The 19,904-nt window shown below is 33.8% G+C and carries 16 protein-coding genes and 4 tRNA genes; 2 read left to right on the top strand and 18 right to left on the bottom strand.

Features of this window, described 5'->3' with window-relative positions; translation table 11 throughout:
* Positions 1-51: 51 nt before the first annotated feature.
* The 3 genes from ACFWM3_RS06030 to ACFWM3_RS06020 form a co-directional block, all read right to left on the bottom strand.
* Positions 52-1,536 (bottom strand): WD40/YVTN/BNR-like repeat-containing protein, encoded by a 1,485-nt coding sequence (locus ACFWM3_RS06030; protein ID WP_390310835.1) that lies wholly within the window; start codon positions 1,534-1,536, stop codon positions 52-54.
* 126 nt (positions 1,537-1,662) lie between these two features.
* A complete protein-coding gene (locus ACFWM3_RS06025) occupies positions 1,663-3,744 on the bottom strand; it encodes a sensor histidine kinase (protein ID WP_390310704.1) in 2,082 nt (693 codons plus the stop codon).
* A complete protein-coding gene (locus ACFWM3_RS06020) occupies positions 3,719-4,405 on the bottom strand; it encodes a response regulator transcription factor (protein ID WP_390310703.1) in 687 nt (228 codons plus the stop codon). Before ACFWM3_RS06020 ends, ACFWM3_RS06025 begins: the two co-directional genes overlap by 26 nt.
* Before the next feature lie 464 nt (positions 4,406-4,869).
* On the opposite strand from ACFWM3_RS06020, the gene ACFWM3_RS06015 reads away from it, so the two are divergent.
* The gene (locus tag ACFWM3_RS06015) at positions 4,870-6,357 is read left to right on the top strand and encodes a DNA/RNA non-specific endonuclease (protein WP_390310702.1); all 1,488 of its coding nucleotides are present in this window, start codon (positions 4,870-4,872) and stop codon (positions 6,355-6,357) included.
* A gap of 496 nt (positions 6,358-6,853) precedes the next feature.
* Entirely contained in the window at positions 6,854-7,174 is a 321-nt protein-coding gene (locus ACFWM3_RS06010; RefSeq protein ID WP_390310700.1) for a hypothetical protein, read from the top strand.
* Between the two features lie 238 nt (positions 7,175-7,412).
* Here ACFWM3_RS06010 and rlmH read toward each other — a convergent pair whose 3' ends face one another.
* The 15 genes from rlmH to ACFWM3_RS05935 form a co-directional block, all read right to left on the bottom strand.
* Complete coding sequence (gene rlmH, locus ACFWM3_RS06005; protein ID WP_390310698.1) at positions 7,413-7,892, bottom strand: 23S rRNA (pseudouridine(1915)-N(3))-methyltransferase RlmH; 480 nt, start codon at positions 7,890-7,892, stop codon at positions 7,413-7,415.
* A gap of 59 nt (positions 7,893-7,951) precedes the next feature.
* Positions 7,952-8,143, bottom strand: a complete 192-nt coding sequence (locus ACFWM3_RS06000) for a CxxH/CxxC protein (protein ID WP_056467203.1) — start codon at positions 8,141-8,143, stop codon at positions 7,952-7,954.
* Between the two features lie 74 nt (positions 8,144-8,217).
* Positions 8,218-9,012 carry an MBL fold metallo-hydrolase gene (locus ACFWM3_RS05995; protein WP_056467200.1) on the bottom strand — a complete coding sequence of 265 codons (795 nt, stop codon included), beginning with the start codon at positions 9,010-9,012 and terminating at the stop codon, positions 8,218-8,220.
* Positions 9,013-9,014: 2 nt separating this feature from the next.
* Entirely contained in the window at positions 9,015-9,812 is a 798-nt protein-coding gene (locus ACFWM3_RS05990) for a two-component system regulatory protein YycI (protein WP_056467197.1), read from the bottom strand.
* Positions 9,799-11,154 (bottom strand): YycH family regulatory protein, encoded by a 1,356-nt coding sequence (locus tag ACFWM3_RS05985; protein ID WP_056467194.1) that lies wholly within the window; start codon positions 11,152-11,154, stop codon positions 9,799-9,801. Before ACFWM3_RS05985 ends, ACFWM3_RS05990 begins: the two co-directional genes overlap by 14 nt.
* Positions 11,151-12,986, bottom strand: a complete 1,836-nt coding sequence (gene walK, locus ACFWM3_RS05980) for a cell wall metabolism sensor histidine kinase WalK (RefSeq protein WP_056467191.1) — start codon at positions 12,984-12,986, stop codon at positions 11,151-11,153. The genes ACFWM3_RS05985 and walK overlap by 4 nt, the downstream gene beginning before the upstream one ends.
* Positions 12,986-13,690, bottom strand: coding sequence for a response regulator YycF (gene yycF / locus ACFWM3_RS05975; RefSeq protein WP_056467188.1), 705 nt, complete (start codon positions 13,688-13,690; stop codon positions 12,986-12,988). Before yycF ends, walK begins: the two co-directional genes overlap by 1 nt.
* A gap of 349 nt (positions 13,691-14,039) precedes the next feature.
* A tRNA-Phe gene (locus tag ACFWM3_RS05970) sits at positions 14,040-14,112 on the bottom strand.
* Between the two features lie 6 nt (positions 14,113-14,118).
* Positions 14,119-14,194, bottom strand: a tRNA-Asp gene (locus tag ACFWM3_RS05965).
* Positions 14,195-14,217: 23 nt separating this feature from the next.
* Positions 14,218-14,289 (bottom strand) — tRNA-Glu (locus ACFWM3_RS05960).
* Positions 14,290-14,308: 19 nt separating this feature from the next.
* Positions 14,309-14,381, bottom strand: a tRNA-Lys gene (locus tag ACFWM3_RS05955).
* A 140-nt stretch (positions 14,382-14,521) separates the two neighbouring features.
* Positions 14,522-15,811, bottom strand: a complete 1,290-nt coding sequence (locus ACFWM3_RS05950) for an adenylosuccinate synthase (RefSeq protein WP_056467185.1) — start codon at positions 15,809-15,811, stop codon at positions 14,522-14,524.
* A gap of 214 nt (positions 15,812-16,025) precedes the next feature.
* Positions 16,026-17,384 carry a replicative DNA helicase gene (gene dnaB / locus ACFWM3_RS05945; RefSeq protein WP_056467182.1) on the bottom strand — a complete coding sequence of 453 codons (1,359 nt, stop codon included), beginning with the start codon at positions 17,382-17,384 and terminating at the stop codon, positions 16,026-16,028.
* 27 nt (positions 17,385-17,411) lie between these two features.
* On the bottom strand, positions 17,412-17,855 hold the full coding sequence (gene rplI / locus ACFWM3_RS05940) for a 50S ribosomal protein L9 (RefSeq protein ID WP_390310696.1): 444 nt from the start codon (positions 17,853-17,855) through the stop codon (positions 17,412-17,414).
* The gene (locus ACFWM3_RS05935) at positions 17,852-19,828 is read right to left on the bottom strand and encodes a DHH family phosphoesterase (protein WP_056467176.1); all 1,977 of its coding nucleotides are present in this window, start codon (positions 19,826-19,828) and stop codon (positions 17,852-17,854) included. Before ACFWM3_RS05935 ends, rplI begins: the two co-directional genes overlap by 4 nt.
* Positions 19,829-19,904: the final 76 nt, after the last annotated feature.

Here is a 19,904-nt window from a genome sequence, read left to right as displayed (position 1 = left end):
AAAAAAAGACCTCTCAATTTTTTGAGAGACCTTTCTATATTCTAATCCGATTTATTTTTTAATTTCCTTGATAAATTTCCAAGTTTGCCCTTTATCATTTGACTGATAAAGTTCTCTACTATTCCCGTTATAATCTCCATCTGATCCTTGACCAACCAACATACTTAAAACTCCATCCATTTCATAAGGCATACTAGGAGTATCAAAAGGTTTTATAGACTGGCCATTATTCAACTTTACTTCGTGAGGTGTATAGTTTACTTTTTTGAAAGTTTTGCCTCCGTCATTTGTGCGATATAAGGCTCCTTCATTACCTGAGGGATTAACTGCTCCTAAAAACCCGAGCTTATCGTCCAAAAAGACAATACCTGAAGCTCCACCAACTGTTCCACTATATGGATCATTATTTATAATTGTCCATGTACTTCCACCATCAGTGGTCTTACTTAATGAATAAAATGTGCTTCCTAAAGCTTTATCTGCCACATTTAGTTTATAACCGACTTCTTTAGATTGAAAAAATTGTTCGTTGGTGTTTATTCGTTCATTTTTCTTCTCATCTGAAGTAGCTTGATTTAGAGTAGTAGATGGTTTACTCCAATTTGGATCACCTATTAAGTTATATCTAGCAGGTGTAATTTCTTTATCCATTGGGACAAATAAGGATACTGTATAGCCAATTATTTCAGTACTTGCTGTTTCAGGACTATATTCTCTTCCATCCTTATCAATATTAATAATGCCATTTGTATTGTATCCCCAATTTCTTTTACCGTAATAGATCAATCCATACTGTTTTTCATTCCATTTGCTAACTGCTTTTTTAATTGGAATCACATTAGTAGTTTCAATTAATGGTTCTAACAGTTTGTCGTCATTATAATTAGGAGCGGCATACCCGTGTAAATATACTGTAATATTTTCTGACTTATTTTTATCATAAGTTATTAGAAAGCTTTCTACTTTACCATGATCATTCTTCCCATAAACAAAAGTATCAAGGGATGTAATTGTTCCATCTGAATTAAATTTAATTGAAAAATTATTTACTATATATAATTTTTTAGGCATAGAATGTTTCTTATTTATATCGTCAAAAATACCTTTTACGCCATAGTTATATACATTGTTATGTTCAAATTTAACTGATCTTTGATTTTTTAATCGTTCTATATACCATGCGAGTTTACCATTATAATTTGTTCCACTTTTATATATGTTCACTCCATATAATAATGTAATTGAAACAAACAAGACAATAGATATATATTTCCATGCTTTTAAATTAGTTATTTTGTTAGGTTTATAATCGCTATTTTTTACCGCTTTTATTGTAGTAAATAATATAGTCGATAGTAAAATGACCACGCTCAATATTAAGATCGGTAGATTTTTATCGATACTTCCATATTTGCATATTGAAGCTAACTTTAGTCCAAAAACCCAGTATCCAATCAAGAAAATCGGATTTGTTAATAGTGATTTAAGTATTCTTTTAACATTTCCCCTCAATATGTAGTTCCCCCTTAATTGAATTAAGTCGTTCTATTCGTCCATGATAAGTATACTTTGTTTTCCTAGATTTCTGCATGATTCATGATTTACTGTTTTATCTTAAAAAATTAAAAATGCACTCCTTTTTGAAAAAAGGAGTGCTAAATCTTAAGAAATCAAACTATTATGTTTAGGTATTTTAATCATCGCCTTAAATAAATCACCATCAACTTGAATTGAAAACTGTCCTTTTTGAATTTCGATTAGACTTTTCGCTATTGAAAGACCTAAACCGCTTCCTTGGCTAGTTCTCGATTCCTCGCCTCTTTTAAATCGTTCCATCAGTTCATCAGCTGAAATATTTAACTCATAGGCTGAAATGTTTTTGAAGGTTAGAAGTATATCATTACCCATATCATCTATATCAATATATACCCTTGATCCTCTAAGTGCATATTTAAATATATTTGATAATAAGTTCTCCACTGACCTCCATAATAATTTTCCGTCCGCTGCAACGTATAGTTTATCTTTTGGGTGGTTTATTTTAAATGTTAAATCTAAAGCTTCTACCTTTGCGTTAACTTCACCTAAACCCTGGGTTAATAACGATAAAATATCTATACGCTCAAGGTGAACAGGAATCGTTCCGCTAGATGCTTTTGCTGCTTCGAATAAATCATCAGTCAATAGCTTTAATCTTTGCGATTTTCGATCCAAAACTTCTACATATTCTTGTATTTTAAGAGGGTCCTCTTCCTTTTTCAATAAATCAACATACGTAATGATTGACGTCAGTGGTGTCCTTATATCGTGTGATACATTAGTGATGAGCTCCGTTTTCATCCTCTCACTTTTTAGTTCACGATTAACGGCTGTTTTCAAACCGTCTGTAATGGTATTTATATTACTAGCAAGACTTGCAATCTCACCTTTCCCATCTACCTCTATACGGTGGTGGAAATCGCCTGCTTTTATTTGCTCGACTCCTTCTTTAATCGCATTGAATTTTTTTACTTGTTTATACGCAAACCACGCCGCAAAGCCGATCGTGATTGGGAATATAAAAAATGTTATCGCAATTGCGATTGGATAGCCAACAACAAGTAGTACCGTTTTAACACCATTACTACCGCTATTATAGACGTTTTTAATAAATGTAAAAAAATTACTTAATAAAAGATAGATTAATGTATGTTTTAACAGTGTTCTTTTTTTAATATGCTTTATAATAGATAAAACCAGCGTTAGTGCCACGATAAAAAATGGAATCGAAAGGAAGAAAACTAACATACTTAAAACATCAATTGTTAGCGTGTCCACTAATGCTACCCAAGAGGCGATGAGAGCCATTAACAATAGAACATTTAAGTCATTAAATAATTTATCTATTACATTTAAATGTAGCTCTCGGTCATTGAATGATTTTCTACCAATAATAAGTGCTAAGTATGCGAAAGATAGTAAAAATCCGATAGAAGAACCTATAAACAGAATGAATGCATTCGTTGCAATTGACTTATTTTCTTTCCATTCTTTTATTTTTTGATCCAAAGCATCTTGCGTGAACGCTATTGATATTTCCATGTTTTTTGCATTTAACTGATCTAAATCTTCAGTAATCCAGTTAAAGCGTTTATTCTTTTCAATCGTTGATGGATAAATTTCTTTTTTATAATTTTTATAAATTATATAGGAAGGGTTCTCTTTGAATTGACCTTTTAGCGTGTTATTTGTAAATTCATTCACGCCGTCATTGGCATAATATAATAAATCTTTCTTTTCAGCTAAAGTTTGCATTAACCCTTGATATCGTTTTAATTCATCCGTTATCATTTGATTCTTCGCTTGGTCAATTTTTTTTGCATAAGCTTCTTTAAAATTTTTAAAATTTTCTTCTTCGCTTAAGCTTGGATTATATATTTTTGACCTCTCAGTGAAGTCAGGATATAAAGATTCTTCAATTGATCTCATATCCTCTGTGCTAATTGTTCCACCCTTTGAAATATTCTCTTCACTTTTATACTCACTTACTAATTGATTCAAGCTACTTAAAATAGGCTCAACTTCCAACATATAGGACTTACTTAGAAAATAATTATCTTCAAAGACTATTCCAAAATCATCGTCAGTTAAAGTCGACACATTTGCAATCGATTTAAGTATGCCTGAAAAAAATAAAACGACTAGCGTAAATACAATTATTTTTACAGTTAGTGAATGGCTATATTTTCTCGACCTTATATCCAACTCCCCACACCACCTTCAAATATTTTGGTTCTTTCGGATTTATTTCGATTTTCTCTCTAATTTTTCGAATATGGACAGATACTGTATTTTCGGGATTAAAAGCTGTCTCATTACAAACTCTTTCATAAATTTCTTCAATCGAAAATACCCTACCTGCATTTTCAGTTAAGAGCTTTACAATCTTATACTGAACTGGAGTAAGATGAACAATTTCCCCATCAACTGTAATGATTTTGCTTTCATCATCGACTACAAGCCCTCCACTACGATATAAACTATTCTTAGTTTCAAGACTGCCTAAGCTTGTATATCTCCGCAGTTGTGATTTAACTCGTGCGATGAGCTCTAAAGGATTGAATGGCTTTGTTATGTAATCATCTGCTCCTAAATTTAAGCCTAAAATCTTATCGGAGTCCTCAGACTTCGCAGACAGCATAATGACAGGCACCCCATAATTTTCTCTAATCTTCATCGTTGTCCTAATTCCATCTAGTTTAGGCATCATGATATCCATAATAATGAGATGGATCTCTTTGTTTTCGATAGTCTCTAGCGCCTCTACTCCGTTATAAGCCTTGAACAAGCTATATCCTTCATTTTCTAGATAAATACAAATAGCCTCTACAATTGACTGATCATCATCACAAACTAATATGTTCATGTATCTCTCTCCAATTTACCTTTTTCAAAATTGTATCACCTCTTTATTTTTCTTGTTAAGGGGATGATATCAGTAAAATCTTAATAACTTCTCAATGTAAATCTTAAGATTTTCTTAATAATGTTGTCTACCCGCAAACAGTAATAAAAAAGATGTCAGTTTCTAAAGAATTATTTATTGGATTAAATGGATATAAACATTAATGTACTTAACAAAAGATAGATAGTTATTTACAAATATTTTAAATTTTTCTGAAAAAAATATGATATTGTGGAATTAGGCAAGATAAGCAATACATATTTAAGGCAGAGCATCGCAAGAATCCTCAACTAGAACTCTTTAGGACACCTACTATCTTACTTTCCCCCCAAGCATAAATAACGAAAGGATCGAGTACTTACTTTTGAGTTGTTTCAATTAGTCTATCGGTATTTTTTCAAAAATTAGTAGGAGGTTTTTATTCAATGCTAGAAGGTCGAACGGTACAAAATACAATTTTATCTAAAACAATCAAGAAAAATTTTAAAAGGAAGACTGCTCTCCTCGTTTGTTCTAGTTTAGTTTTTTTAAGTAGTGCTCTAGGAAATTTATTTATTAAACCTGCGCAGGCTGCTGTGGGAACTCATGTTGTCATCAGTGAAGTTTATGGTGGTGGAGGTAATAGCGGTTCTTCCTACAAAAATGATTATATTGAGCTTTATAATCCTACAGATTCAAGTATTAGCTTATCTGGTTGGTCCATCCAATATGCTTCTTCAACTGGTACATTCAGTAGCATTACAAATTTAACAGGTAGTATTGGGTCACATCAGTATTATTTAATTAAAGAAGCAAGTGGTGGTGGTGGAACTGTTGATCTACCAACTGCAGATGTGACAGGTACGATCAACTTAAGTGCAAGCAGTGGAAAAGTTGCGCTAGCAAAAGTTACTACAGCGGTATCGGGTTCGACGAATTCAAATGTGGTGGATTTTGTTGGTTTCGGATCTGCAAATGATTCGGAAACTACTCCAGTAGGTACTCTTTCTGCTACGACAAGTACTGAACGTAAAGACAATATTGGTGGAACTACTCAAGGTCAAGGTAATGGTTGGGATACGAATAATAACGCTAACGACTTTGTGATAACAAGTGGTCTAGCTCCTCAAAATTCGTCTTCTACGGCTGAACCTACAACACAAACACAAACGGGCACTGATAATGATCATATCGGATTGGGGAATCCAAGTGGTGCTACAAATAATGTATCTAATTCTAATAATTATTTGATGGTTAAACCTCAGTACGATTTATCCTACAACAATAGCAAACACGAACCTAACTGGGTTAGCTGGCATGTAGGGTCATCTGATCTCGGAAGTACATCTCGTCAGGATGACTTCCGTGCCGATACAACATTACCGCCAGGGTGGTATCAAGTGACTGCTAGTGAATTTTCGGGAAGTGGATTTGATCGTGGTCACATGTGTCCATCGGCTGACCGTACATCTACGGTTGCTAACAATTCTGCAACTTTTCTAATGAGCAATATGATTCCTCAAGCTCCAAATAACAACGAGGTTACTTGGGCAAATTTAGAGGAATATAGTCGTTCACTTGTATCAGCTGGAAACGAATTATATGTAATATCCGGGGGTTATGGATCTGGAGGTACTGGGTCTAGTGGATATAAAACTACTGTTGGGAATGGTGTTGTCGTACCAGCAAAAACATGGAAAGTGATCGTTGTATTGCCTAATGGGAATAATGATTTAAGTCGAGTTACAGCTTCTACGAGAGTAATAGCTGTAGTACTACCTAATGATCAAACAGCTTCAAGCCACCCGTGGAGCTACTACAGGGTAAGTGTAGATTCAATTGAGTCTATGACTGGTTATGACTATTTATCTTCGGTGCCTGCTAGCATTCAAAGTGCCATTGAAGCTGGCGTTGACAATGGTCCGACAAATTAAATCTTCATTTAATGATAAATAATAAGCAGATCGAGTATAAAGAAAAGGGAATGTGTTCCAAAAAACTTTTGGTACACATTCCCTTCTTTATTTAATAAACTGACCCTATTTATGATACGGCTCACCGTAACGTATCTAAATGGGATTTTTTAGGATGTAAGAAATCACCAGTATACTTCATTTCCTATAATCGTTTCCTCACTATTAGGATGGAAGCTCTTGAATGAGGGCTGTTAAACGATATTCTTAACAAATTTTCCCGTAAAATGTCTCCCCCTCCACAGGTGGAATTTTCACATGAAAAATTAAATTCTTCTATTCTGTCATCTTTTTTCATATCTAATCTTTCTGCTTCCTCTTCGTTATCATTAAATGGTTTTCTGGCAACATACTAGATTGTGGAAAACACAAAAAATTTAAGGTGTTTAAATTTTGAAATAGTTTTAACTATTAGTTATTTATACATGATATTATGAAAATGAAAGGTGGTGATATTGTGGTATGGTTTATTGTAATTGTAATTGTAATAATTGGTATAATACTTAAAATGAATAGTACTTCTAGCCGTAACGAAGAAAAACATACTCCTGAAGAAATCATAGAAATTGCAGAATTCGAACTGAAATTCAGGTCAGAATTTGCAAAAAATAAAATGTTACTAAAGAGTGGTAAGATAACAGATAGACAATCAATGAAATGGTCAAAAAATTTATTGGAAGAACACAATGAAATTCAAAGAAAATACAATATAACAGAAGAAGAAATGTCTCAATACTATGAACTTGTATATTCTAAATCAAGCGTTTATCATAATTAAAATTATTTCAAATCCTTAGTAAAACTAGGGGTTTTTTTATAGTCCCTACGTTCTTGACATACATGGTGTACAAACTATAATATATCAAATTTTCACTAATTGTTCTTCTTGATCGATAATTTCACCATTAATAATAGTTGTTTCTACTTTTAAATCTTTAATTTGGTTTGGGTTTGGCAAGCAAAATCCTACGGATAAAGAGAAAAGGGACTCATTGAAGTCCCTTTCTATTTTCCACTTATTTATGATATGGTTCATTCCTATTTATACGAAAAACTCTATAGATCTGCTCCACCAAAATTAATTTCATTAATTGGTGAGGAAAAGTCATTTTTGAAAATGACAAAGTATCATCCGCTCTTTTCATTACAGCATCACTTAAACCTAACGAGCCACCTATTACAAAGACTACTTTACTGTTTCCATATGTAGCTAGTTGATCTAGTTTTTTTGCTAATGATTCTGACGTATGTTCCTTCCCCTTAATTGCTAATGCAATAACATAAGCGTCGTCGGCTATTTTACTTAAAATTCTTTCGCCCTCTTTTTCTTTCACGATTAACATGTCTGCATCACTTAAATTTTCTGGAGCCTTCTCATCCGCAACTTCGAGTATATCCATTTTTGCATAACTCGATAATCGTTTTATGTATTCATCGATCCCCATCTTTAAATACTTCTCTTTTAACTTTCCAACACTGATAATTGAGATATTCACACTATATCCTCACTTTACGAACAAGTTATACACAAAAGTTATCCACATACCCACAATTTCTATCCACATTTAGTGGGGGAATCTATGTTCGATACAATATATATGGCATCATTTTGACAATATTCACAGGTTGTGGATATATTATGCGTTTTTTCGACTTTATTCAACAGAGGTGTTTCACTATACTTATCCACAAAATCATCGAGAGCCCATTCTATATGCTCATCACAACTTAAAATTACTTTTTCCACTTATGCACAGCTCCTTTTTTTAGCACAAAAAAAAGAGGAGAAAGTAAACTCTCCCCTTAAGTATGCGCTTTGTTTTATACATACACTATATCTGTTGGTTTTTGAGGGTCCGTGTCATGAATTTCAAATTGCATCCCAACTTCAAATCCTTTTCCCTCTAATGTTTGTGTAACAGACATTCTGGCAAGCTCTTTCATATTATTATCTTGGCTTAAATGCGCAAGATAAATACGTTTTGTTTTATCTCCAATTACATCAGACATTGCAAGTGCAGCATCCTCATTTGATACGTGACCAACATCGCTTAGTATACGGCGTTTAATGCTCCATGGATATCTACCCATGCGTAGCATTTCAACATCATGGTTACTTTCAAAAATGTACATATCTGCGTTAGAAATGATTCCCTTCATTCGATCACTTACATAGCCTGTATCCGTAATTGTAACAAATTTTTTCTCGTTATGATGAAATACGTAAAACATTGGTTCAGCAGCGTCATGTGATACACCAAATGATTCAACTTCAATATCCCCAAACTGAATCGTCGTTTCCATGTTAAAAATGAACTTTTGCTCTGTTGGAATTTCTCCAATTAAATGGTTCATTGCTTTCCATGTTTTTTCATTCGCGTAAATTGGGATTTGATATCTTCTGGCAAGAACTCCAAGTCCTTTAATATGATCACTATGCTCATGCGTGACTAGAATGCCGGAAACTTCTTTTATATCCCTGTTGATATCTTTAAATAAAGACTCCATCGCTTTACCGCTCAGTCCTGTATCAACTAAAAGCTTAGTTTTCTCCGTCCCAACGTATAACGCATTTCCGGTACTTCCACTTGCAAGTACACTAAAATGCAGACTCATCGCTATTCACTCCATTGTTCTTTATCTATCTTAATTATTTGTCCCTCAATAGCATTTACAAAGTAATCCTGCTGTTCATTGACAACGATATGCCATGCTGGCGCTATGAATTTAACTCCATTCGATAACGGGATTACTGTATAATAGCCAAAGTTAACCTTTGTAATTCGATCACTAGGTTTTAATTCATCTTTAACAAATAAATTTTCAATGGCTTTAATTGCCGGTAACGCTTCCTGCACATTCTTTTTATCGATCATTTCCTTTAAGTTTTCTAAATATCTTTGGCGATACCCATAAATCTCATTCTTATCATTATACTTTATTTCAACTACTGAGCTTTCGATATTATAAATTAGGCGATCTTTATAGGTTTGACAGAAGTATATCGTTTTTGACGTTTGATCTATTTGACAATAACGATAGTTACCACCATTCCAAACATACTCCTTCACAAAGTTTTCTAAAAAGAGTATTTTATTTGTCTCTGCAATTGGAACTGGTTTTTTCAATTGACTTTGTAATACATCTTTGTAGATTTGTATATTCTGTCCTTTTCGATCAGCAAAATTTTTCTTCGAGAAATCCTTACTATTACCCGATATATAAGATTCCTTTAAAGAATTTTTAGGTAATGTCACATATGTGATATCATTTTCCTTTAATTGCTCCTCAATACTCGATTCCGCCATCGTATCAAACTGGTCGCTACTTCGCTTTTGATAATATTGAATCGCTAAAAATAAATCTAATACTAAGAAAGTTAAAATAAATATTGTTTTGATTCTACTCCAATCCAACAATATTCACCCCAGTTCTACTTAGCAAATCTTGATCAATCTTCTTATATGTGTCATCGTAATTTATAATCCAAACAGGTTTTAACTGGATTGCTCTATTATAGTACGGCTGATTGATTGTTGATTGATCTTGATCAAATATCGTCTCGTACCCTAAGCTAATATCCTTAATAAGGGATTTGTTAATAGACTTATTGTTGGATATGATCTCCATAATTTGAGGACCAGCCATTAACTCCATTTCACTTTCCTTCTTGTCCACCTGGATTCTAGTAAATTTATACAATGGACGTTTAAAGGTTTCTATATCGTCTACTCCCCAGCTCGTCGTAATTGTTGAATTATTATACACAGGTAAATTATTTACAAAAAGTCTAAATGAAACTTCATTATTTTCAGGTTTAACTCCAGACAAAATATATCCATCAGTCCAGCCACCATGAGCATTAATAAAATCAACGCTTCTTTGGACTAATAAATTAGGACTTTGATTATTATTGTTTTCAGGTGTTGTTGGGTTAACAAATGAAATCGCTCGATTTAATGGTGAAACTGACATTAATCTAGTACCGTCTGTGAATGTATCTCCTGAATCGGTACTTTCTTTTCGGACATTTGATGGATCACTAAATATAGCATCTTTTAATTTATCAACATCTATATCCGTCGTAAGGAACTCCATCGTTGTTAATTTGATTGGTTTTTTAGGTAAATAAATTATTTTACCTGAATCTAACTTATATCTTAAGCTTTCAGTAAAGCTTTCGTAATTGTCTCTTATCTTTTCAACTGATGCAATAATTGAAGAGTTATCAAATGTTGCTCCATAAAGAATATTTTGTGATTCATTTGAAAAGTAGATCCTTGCTGAAGAATCCTGTTTAGTAGATAAATTGATGATTATTCGATCAAATAAAACATTTTGTAATCGTTTTGCATCTAGATTAAGAACTTTACCTAATGTCTCTATTGGCACTTCAGTTGGAAAAATAATTTCTAGTTTATTTTTTCCTTTTGTTATTGATTGGTAGGCAACTTCAGATGTTCTATTTGTCAGGTTTTCAAAATTTGTGATTTCGGATTTCTGCAATGATCTATAAATTGGTGATATATTACTCTGTTTAGTTGTTTCATAATTTTTATTTGATTCATGAACAACTAGTAAATTCGGAATTACTATGTCCTTAAAGTCTCTTTTGGCACCAATTGAAACTTTTTGGACATAGTCTTGATTTTGAAGTACATCGTATGTTGGTTGATATGACCATAAGCTATATGAAAGTACTAAACTTACTATAACAAGAGTAGTTAATACAACTGATTTTATATGTTCTCTTCTCATTCCCACTCATCCTCTTGGTCATCAGCCACTGGAAGTGTGAAATAGACTGTTGTACCCTTTCCTTCTTCACTTTTAGCCCATATATGACCATCGTGCGCGTAAATCATTTCTTTTGCCAAAGCAAGCCCTAGGCCAGTTCCTCCAACTTGTCTTGATCTAGCTTTATCTACTCGATAGAAACGATCAAATATCTTTGATAGATTTTCTTTTGGAATTCCCATACCTTCATCAGTAATACTAACTAATATTTGATCTCTAGATTCTTTAATACGATAAGTTACAGTCCCACCCTCTGGTGAATACTTTAATGCATTTGAAATAATATTATCTAACACTTGTGTAATTTTATCTTCATCTATAAATACAAATCTTGTCTTACTTATAAATTCACGTTTGAACGAAACTTCTTGAGACTTACTCATTTCGTGTCGATCAATTATACGATTAAACAATTCTGTAAAGTTAACCCAATCTTTCATTAAACGATATTCAGTACTATCTAACTTAGATAATTGTAATAAGTCATTTACTAGCCTTATCATTCGTTCTGTTTCATCTTGAGTTACTTGTAAGAACTTAGGTGCGATTTCTTTATTCTCCCAAGCTCCATCTGACAATGCTTCCAAATAGCTTCTCATCGTTGTTAACGGTGTTCTTAATTCATGTGACACATTGGAAACAAAATCTCTACGTTCTTGCTCGATCTTTTCCTGTTCAGTTACATCATAAATTACAGCGATTAGACCATTAACTTTACCTGACTCTTTTTGTATAGTTGAAAAGCTAGCTCGTAGAATCATTGGTCTCTTATTATCGCTATAATCTAACATAATTGAATCTGGCTCATCGTATAAATCATCTAGAGTATTAATCTTTTCGATTCCCAATACCTCTAAAATAGATTTATTTAATACTGTTTCACGTGAAACATTTAGCATCGTTTCAGCTGGATCATTTAAGAGAATAATTTTCCCTCTACGGTCAGTTGCAATAACGCCATCTGACATATGCTCTAGTACTGATTGAAGCTTTCTTCTTTCTCCATCTGTTGAAGCCCTAGCTTGCTGTAAGTTACGTGATAGATTATTAAATGATATCGTTAATTCACCAATCTCATCTTCACTATAGGCCTTTAATTTACGAGAGAAATTTCCTTTCGCCATTTCTTGGGCCTGTCTTCTTATTTCTGAGATTGGCTTCGTAATTGCTTTAGCCAATAATATCCCTAAAATGGATGTAATCGCGACTGCTATAAGTGTACCCGTTGAAAAAATACGGTTAATTAATTCCATTCTTTCATAAGTACTTTCCATTGAAGCACTCGTGTAAATCGCTGAAACAATTTCGTCACCTTCCATCACTGGGGTAACAATCGTTTTCATTCGATGACCGTTTTTAGGATCAATTAACACTTTTTCAGTTCTAGTACCTACTAAAAGTGCTCTTTTAACTAAAATATCAGTTGTCCTTTTTCCAACAATAGACCGATTACTAGAATCCGAAGTAGCAATGACTTCACTATTTTGGTTAATAACTCTTACATCTGATATCCCAATATTCTTTCCAAAGTCAGAAACTATTTTTTGAATATTAGCTTTCACCTCTGGATCGTCCAGAGTTTTCTTTTTTTCATACTCGATTTTTATATTATAAGCCAGTAGCTTAGCCCGTTCGTTTATCGCAACTGTAAAACTATTTACAAGTTGCTTTTCAAGTTCTCTCGAAAAATAAACGCTAATAATTTGCATAGCTACCAATATGAGTAAAATATAAACAAGTACAAATTTAAATACAATTGATTTAAATAAACCAACTTTATTGTAAGCTGCCATTAATCTTGCTCCGGATCACGCAGGTAATATCCTACTCCTCTTCTTGTTACAATGAAAAGTGGATAACTTGGATTGTCCTCAATTTTTTCACGAAGTCTTCGAATTGTTACATCAACAGTTCGTACATCTCCAAAATAATCATAGCCCCAAACAGTTTGAAGTAAATGTTCTCTCGTCATAACCTGTCCGATATGCTTCGCTAAATAATACAGTAATTCAAACTCGCGGTGAGTTAATTCGATCTTCTCGCCACGTTTTGTTACGATATAAGCGTTTGGATTGATAACAAGCGAACCAATAATAACTTCAACTGACTCCTCTTTTTCAGATGTAGCTCCAGTTTGATGTCTACGTAAATTTGCTTTTACTCTAGCAAGCAACTCACGTGTACTAAATGGTTTTGTTACGTAGTCATCTGCTCCCATTTCTAGACCTAGTACTTTATCTAATTCAGAATCTTTTGCTGTAATCATAATGATTGGCATTTCATGATTCTTTCTAATTTCTCTACAAACTTCTAAACCATCTCTAATTGGCAACATAATATCTAATAAAACTAAATCAGGAAGAAACTCGTCTACTTTTTGTAATGCTTCCTCTCCATCATACGCGCAAACAATTTCAAAACCTTCTTTTTCTAAATTAAACTTCAATATATCAGCAATTGGTTTTTCATCATCGACTATTAATATTTTTTTATTCATTCCCCGCACTCCTTTTCTAGTCAGTTTTCGCTGCCATCAATTCTATACATATCTTTTGCAATTTAACATTAAATTAGGCAACAAATAAACTTTTCATAGCAATTTCGTTTTGTGGACTATCTCTCTAAATATAATACGACTGCGATCATACGTGTTATTCTTTTTATCTATAAACACTAGATTTTTGAAAAAAACCTCTAGCTTGTTGCTAGAGGTCTACTCCACTTACTTCTATTTTAAATTAAGTAGGTTTTTTTGTAAAATCGAACTGTTTTATTCAAACTAGAATTTATTTTCTATAAGGTTGATATAAAATAAAAAACTACTGTATATACAGTAGTTTTTATGATGGCTCGGGACGGAATCGAACCGCCGACACGAGGATTTTCAGTCCTCTGCTCTACCGACTGAGCTACCGAGCCATTATATGGCGGTCCCGACCGGGATCGAACCGGCGATCTCCTGCGTGACAGGCAGGCATGTTAACCGCTACACCACGGGACCAAGATAAGTTTTATAAAAAAGGATGACCCGTACGGGACTCGAACCCGTGTTACCGCCGTGAAAGGGCGGTGTCTTAACCGCTTGACCAACGGGCCACATTAATTTAAGAAAAGATGAGCCATGAAGGATTCGAACCTTCGACCCTCTGATTAAAAGTCAGATGCTCTACCTACTGAGCTAATGGCTCATAAAATGATTAACTTCATAAACTATGTACTAGTTATGACGACAAGACTTATCTTATCATACTTTCTAATAAGTTTGCAATAGTTTTTTAAAAAAAATAATAAAAGCCCCTAAGTTTTTATTTAAGGGCTTTTTATTATATTAAGCTCCGTAAACGTTACGTACGATATTTGTTTGGTTACGGTCTGGACCTACAGAGAATACAGATAATGGAATACCTACTAATTGAGATACACGTTCTACATAGTGTCTTGCATTAACTGGTAGTTCATTAAGCGTTTTTACTCCTGTAATATCTTCTGTCCAACCTGGAAGTTCTTCATAAACTGGCTCACATTCTGCAAGTTGTTTTAAGCTAGCAGGGAACTCAGTAATTGTTTCTCCACGGAATTTATAAGCAACGCAAATTTTAACAGTCTCTAGTCCTGTTAATACGTCAATTGAGTTAAGTGATAAATCAGTAATACCGCTAACGCGACGAGCGTGGCGAACTACTACACTATCAAACCAACCAACACGTCTTGGTCTTCCAGTAGTTGTACCGTACTCACGACCTACTTCACGAATTGTATTTCCAATTTCGTCGAAAAGCTCAGTTGGGAATGCACCTTCACCAACACGAGTAGTGTAAGCTTTACATACACCAACAACGTGATTAATTTTTGTTGGACCAACTCCAGATCCAATTGTTACTCCACCTGCAACTGGGTTAGAAGAAGTAACGAATGGGTATGTACCTTGGTCGATATCTAACATTACACCTTGTGCGCCTTCAAATAATACGCGCTTTCCACCATCAATTGCATCATTTAATACAACAGAAGTATCACACACATATTTTTTAATTTGTTGTCCGAACTCATAATATTCTTCAAAAATGTCATCAATATTTAATGAATTTGAATCATACATTTTTTCAAATAAATTATTTTTCTCTTCAAGATTACGTTTTAATTTTTCGTAAAACTCTTCTTTATCTAAAAGGTCTGCCATACGGATCCCCACACGTGCAGCTTTATCCATATAAGCTGGTCCAATACCTTTTTTAGTAGTACCAATCTTATTATCACCTTTACGCTCTTCTTCTAACTCATCTTGTTTTAAATGATAAGGTAAGATAACATGAGCACGGTTACTAATACGTAAGTTGTCAGTTGAAACACCTTTATCATGTAAGTATGCTAGCTCTTGAACTAAAGCTTTAGGATCTACAACCATACCATTTCCAACAACACAAATTTTATCTGAGAAGAAAATACCTGATGGAATTAAATGAAGTTTGTACTTTTCACCATTAAATACGATTGTATGACCTGCATTGTTACCACCCTGATATCTAGCAACTACTTCTGCCTGTTGTGATAAAAAGTCGGTAATTTTTCCTTTTCCTTCGTCTCCCCATTGAGAACCAACTACTACTACTGATGACAATGTACTGCACCTCCGATTAAAATACGCTATTTCCGAACTAAAACCAAAACTAGTATATCAAACTTACGGAATTTGTCAATAAATCTCTTTGAATAATTCTGTTCTAAGTTTTATTTGTTCGTAAATACAAACTAAAGAATTTGATAAAAATAGTTTGCCCTAACAAAAAAAAATAATCACATAGATTCACTATGTGATTATTTTTTAGATGACATTAGGCCCCTGGCGCTTGCTCATCAAACCTTCGTTCTAAGTTTACGAACTTGTTATATTCTTTTACAAATGCTAATGAAACAGTACCTACTGGACCATTCCTTTGTTTAGCAATAATGATTTCAATAATATTTTTATTCTCTGATTCTTTATCGTAGTAATCGTCTCGATATAAGAACGCAACGATATCCGCATCTTGCTCAATACTACCTGATTCACGAATATCAGACATCATTGGACGTTTATCTTGTCTTGACTCTACGCTACGTGATAGCTGAGATAAGGCTATTAGAGGTACTTTTAATTCCCTCGCTAGTCCTTTAAGAGAACGTGAAATTTCCGATACTTCTTGTTGACGATTCTCTCCACTTTTGCCGTTACCTTGAATAAGCTGCAAGTAATCAATTAAGATCATTCCTAAGCCATGCTCTTGTTTCAGTCTTCTACACTTAGCACGTATGTCATTTACTCTAATACCAGGTGTATCATCGATATATATACCTGTACCAGCTAAGCTACTAGCAGCCATCGTAAGCTTATTCCAATCCTCTTGTTCAAGATTACCTGTACGTAGTGCCTGTGCGTTAATATTCCCTTCTGCACAAAGCATACGCATAACAAGCTGATCTGATCCCATCTCGAGACTGAAAATTGCTACGTTTTCATCTGTCTTAGTCGCTACGTTTTGTGCGATATTCAACGCAAAAGCTGTTTTACCTACTGAAGGACGGGCAGCTACTATAATTAAATCATTGGGCTGAAATCCCGCTGTCATACGATCTAAATCAGTAAATCCTGTCGGTACACCTGTGATTTCGCCACGTTGATTAAATAAAGTCTCAATTTTACTAAATGTAGTAAATACTACATCTTTAATACTTTGAAAACCAGAAACGTTTGTGCGCTGAGCTACTTTTAAGATACTTTTTTCAGCCTCGTTTAGTACAACATCCACTGGAGTATCTGGTGCATAGCTTTCCGTTACAATATTTGTAGCGGTTCTTATTAATCTTCTTAAAGTAGATTTTTCTTCAACGCTCTTCGCATAGTATTCAACGTTAGATGCCGTTGGTACTGAAGCCAGCAAATCATTTAAGTATGACACTCCTCCAACTTCTTCTAATACTCCTTGATTAGCTAGTTCAGAAGTTAGTGTGATAACATCTAAAGGCTCATTCCTTGAAGCAATCTTAAGCATTGCTTCAAATATTTTTTGATGGGCAGCTCGATAAAAGTCATCTGGTAAAAGCCGTTCTGAAGTTGATATTAGCGCCTCTGAATCTAACAGTATGGCTCCTAATACAGCCTGTTCAGCTTCTATATTCTGTGGTGGAGTACGATCATTTAGCAAATCACTCATTTCTAGTCCTCCAGATGCTTGTTTTTCTTATTGTTCCTTAACGTGTACTTTTAAAGTTGCACTAACTTCAGGATGCAATTTTACTTTAATATTTGTTACACCTAGACCTCTAATCGCATCATTCATTTCGAATTTACGCTTATCTAGTTTAATACCATGTACTTTTTGAAGCTCATCGGCAATTTGTTTGCTAGTGATTGATCCGAAAAGACGACCACCTTCACCCGATTTAGCTTTTAGTTCTACTGTTAGAGATTCAATTGTTTCTTTTAGCTTTTTACAATTTTCTAATTCAATTTGTGCATCTTTTAATTCTTTATTTTTTTTCGCTTCAAGAGTTTTCATATTACCTGCTGTAGCTTCAATAGCATCTCCATTTTTGATTAGGAAACTTGCATAGCCATCTGCGATATTTTTAGTTTCTCCCTTTTTACCTTTTCCTTTTACATCTTTTAAGAAAATTACTTTCATTTGTTTGTTCTCCCTTCAATATATTCATCGATTATTCTCAATAAGTGTTGTTCAACTTCTCTAATTGAAGAAGATTCAACTTGTGCAGCAGCATTTGTTAAGTGACCGCCACCACCAAGCTCTTCCATTATTAATTGAACATTTATATTCCCTAATGAACGGCTGCTAATGCTAACAACATTGTCTGACCTTTTCGCAATGACAAAAGATGCAATAACATCTGTCATCGTTAATAACGTATCTGCGGCCTTTGCAATTAAAACTTGATCATAGCTTACATTATCTTTTCCAAAGCTAATCGCAAAGCCCTCTTTATACATATAGGCTTCCTCTATTAATTCTGCTTTGCGAATATATTCATTCATATCTTGTTTTAGTAAATTTTGAACGAGGATCGTATCAGCGCCATTCGAACGCAAGTATGATGCTGCATCAAAAGTTCGTGCCCCTGTTCGGAAAGTAAAACTCTTTGTATCAACAATAATTCCTGCAAGTAAGGCTGTTGCCTCAAGCATGCTTAATTTTATTTTCTTAGGTTGGTACTCCAATAACTCTGTTACTAATTCTGCTGTAGAGGAAGCGTACGGCTCCATATAAACGAGAATTGCATCCTTAATGAAGTCCTCTCCTCTTCGATGATGGTCTATCACAACAATTTTATCTGTCTCATCTAAAAGTGATTCTTCTTCAACCATTGTTGGTCTATGGGTATCTACTACGATTATTAATGTATCTTCAGAAATAAGTTCTTTTGCTTTTTCAGGTGAAATAAAACAAGACATAAATTGTTCATTTTTAGACATTTCCCTCATCAAACGATTAACACTTTTATCTACTTCATCTTTATCAATAACTACATAACCATCCACTTCATTATGCATAACCATTTTTAAGATACCAACTGCTGAACCAAGAGCATCCATGTCAGGTAACTTATGACCCATTATCATAACATTGGTGCTACTCTTCATTAAATCTCTTAATGCATGCGAGATTACCCTCGCTCTAACCCTCGTTCTCTTTTCTACAGGGTTTGTTTTTCCACCAAAAAACTTTACTTTACCGTTAATGTTTTTAACAGTTACTTGATCTCCCCCGCGCCCTAATGCTAAATCTAAGCCAGATTGCGCTAGTTGACCAAGTTCGGTTAAATTTAAACTACCTACCCCGACGCCAACGCTTAGAGTAAGGGGTAAATTACGTTTTGTAGTTTCTTCTCTTACTTGGTCTAATATAGAAAACTTATTATTTTCTAATGCCGCCAGAATTCCTTCATTTAAAACTACACTATATCGATCAGATGAAACACGTTTCAAGAAAATACCATGGCTATTAGCCCAACTATTTAACATAGTAGTTACTGCACCATTTACACTAGAACGCTCCTGATCATCTAATCCCTGTGTCATTTCATCGTAATTATCTAATAAAATAATTCCGATTACTGTTCTTTGATCTTCGTATAACTTCTCTAATTGTGCCTGTTCTGTCACATCAAATAAATAAATGTATCGCTCTTCCCTTTTAATAACTACGCGATATGTTCTTTTACTTATATTCAATACATCTTCTTTTTTCTCTTTTTTCGAAATTAAAGCCATTAATCCTTCAGATAGATCATATATGTGTTTACCAATTAATGAACGATCATCTAAAATATTTAAAATATATTGATTGCCCCATTCAATATGGTACTCTCTATCATAAAGTAATACTCCAATTGGCATTTCTGTAATTGCTTCATTACTTAAATTTTTCACTCTCGACATAATTGATTCTATATACATATCTAAAACGTAGCGATACTTAATTTCTAACTTTACAACTAGAAATATAACGCATAAAAAGATAACGATAAATATTATCCCTATTTTAGGTTGAATATAGACCACAGTTCCGATCAAAAACACTGAAAGAGCAGTTAAAAGATAGACGGGTATAAGAAACATTTGTTTCTTATGAAAATCTTGCATATGTTCAACCCCTAAGCCAAATAAAATCTAACTTACATATTAAAGTTTATTCACTTTTGCACAACAAATTAGTATC

Origin of the sequence: Gottfriedia sp. NPDC058432 (genome assembly GCF_042721555.1) — a bacterium.
GTDB lineage: Bacteria > Bacillota > Bacilli > Bacillales > Bacillaceae_G > Gottfriedia.
Note: the sequence above shows the minus strand (reverse complement) of the source record. Positions and strands in the feature narration are given on the sequence as shown.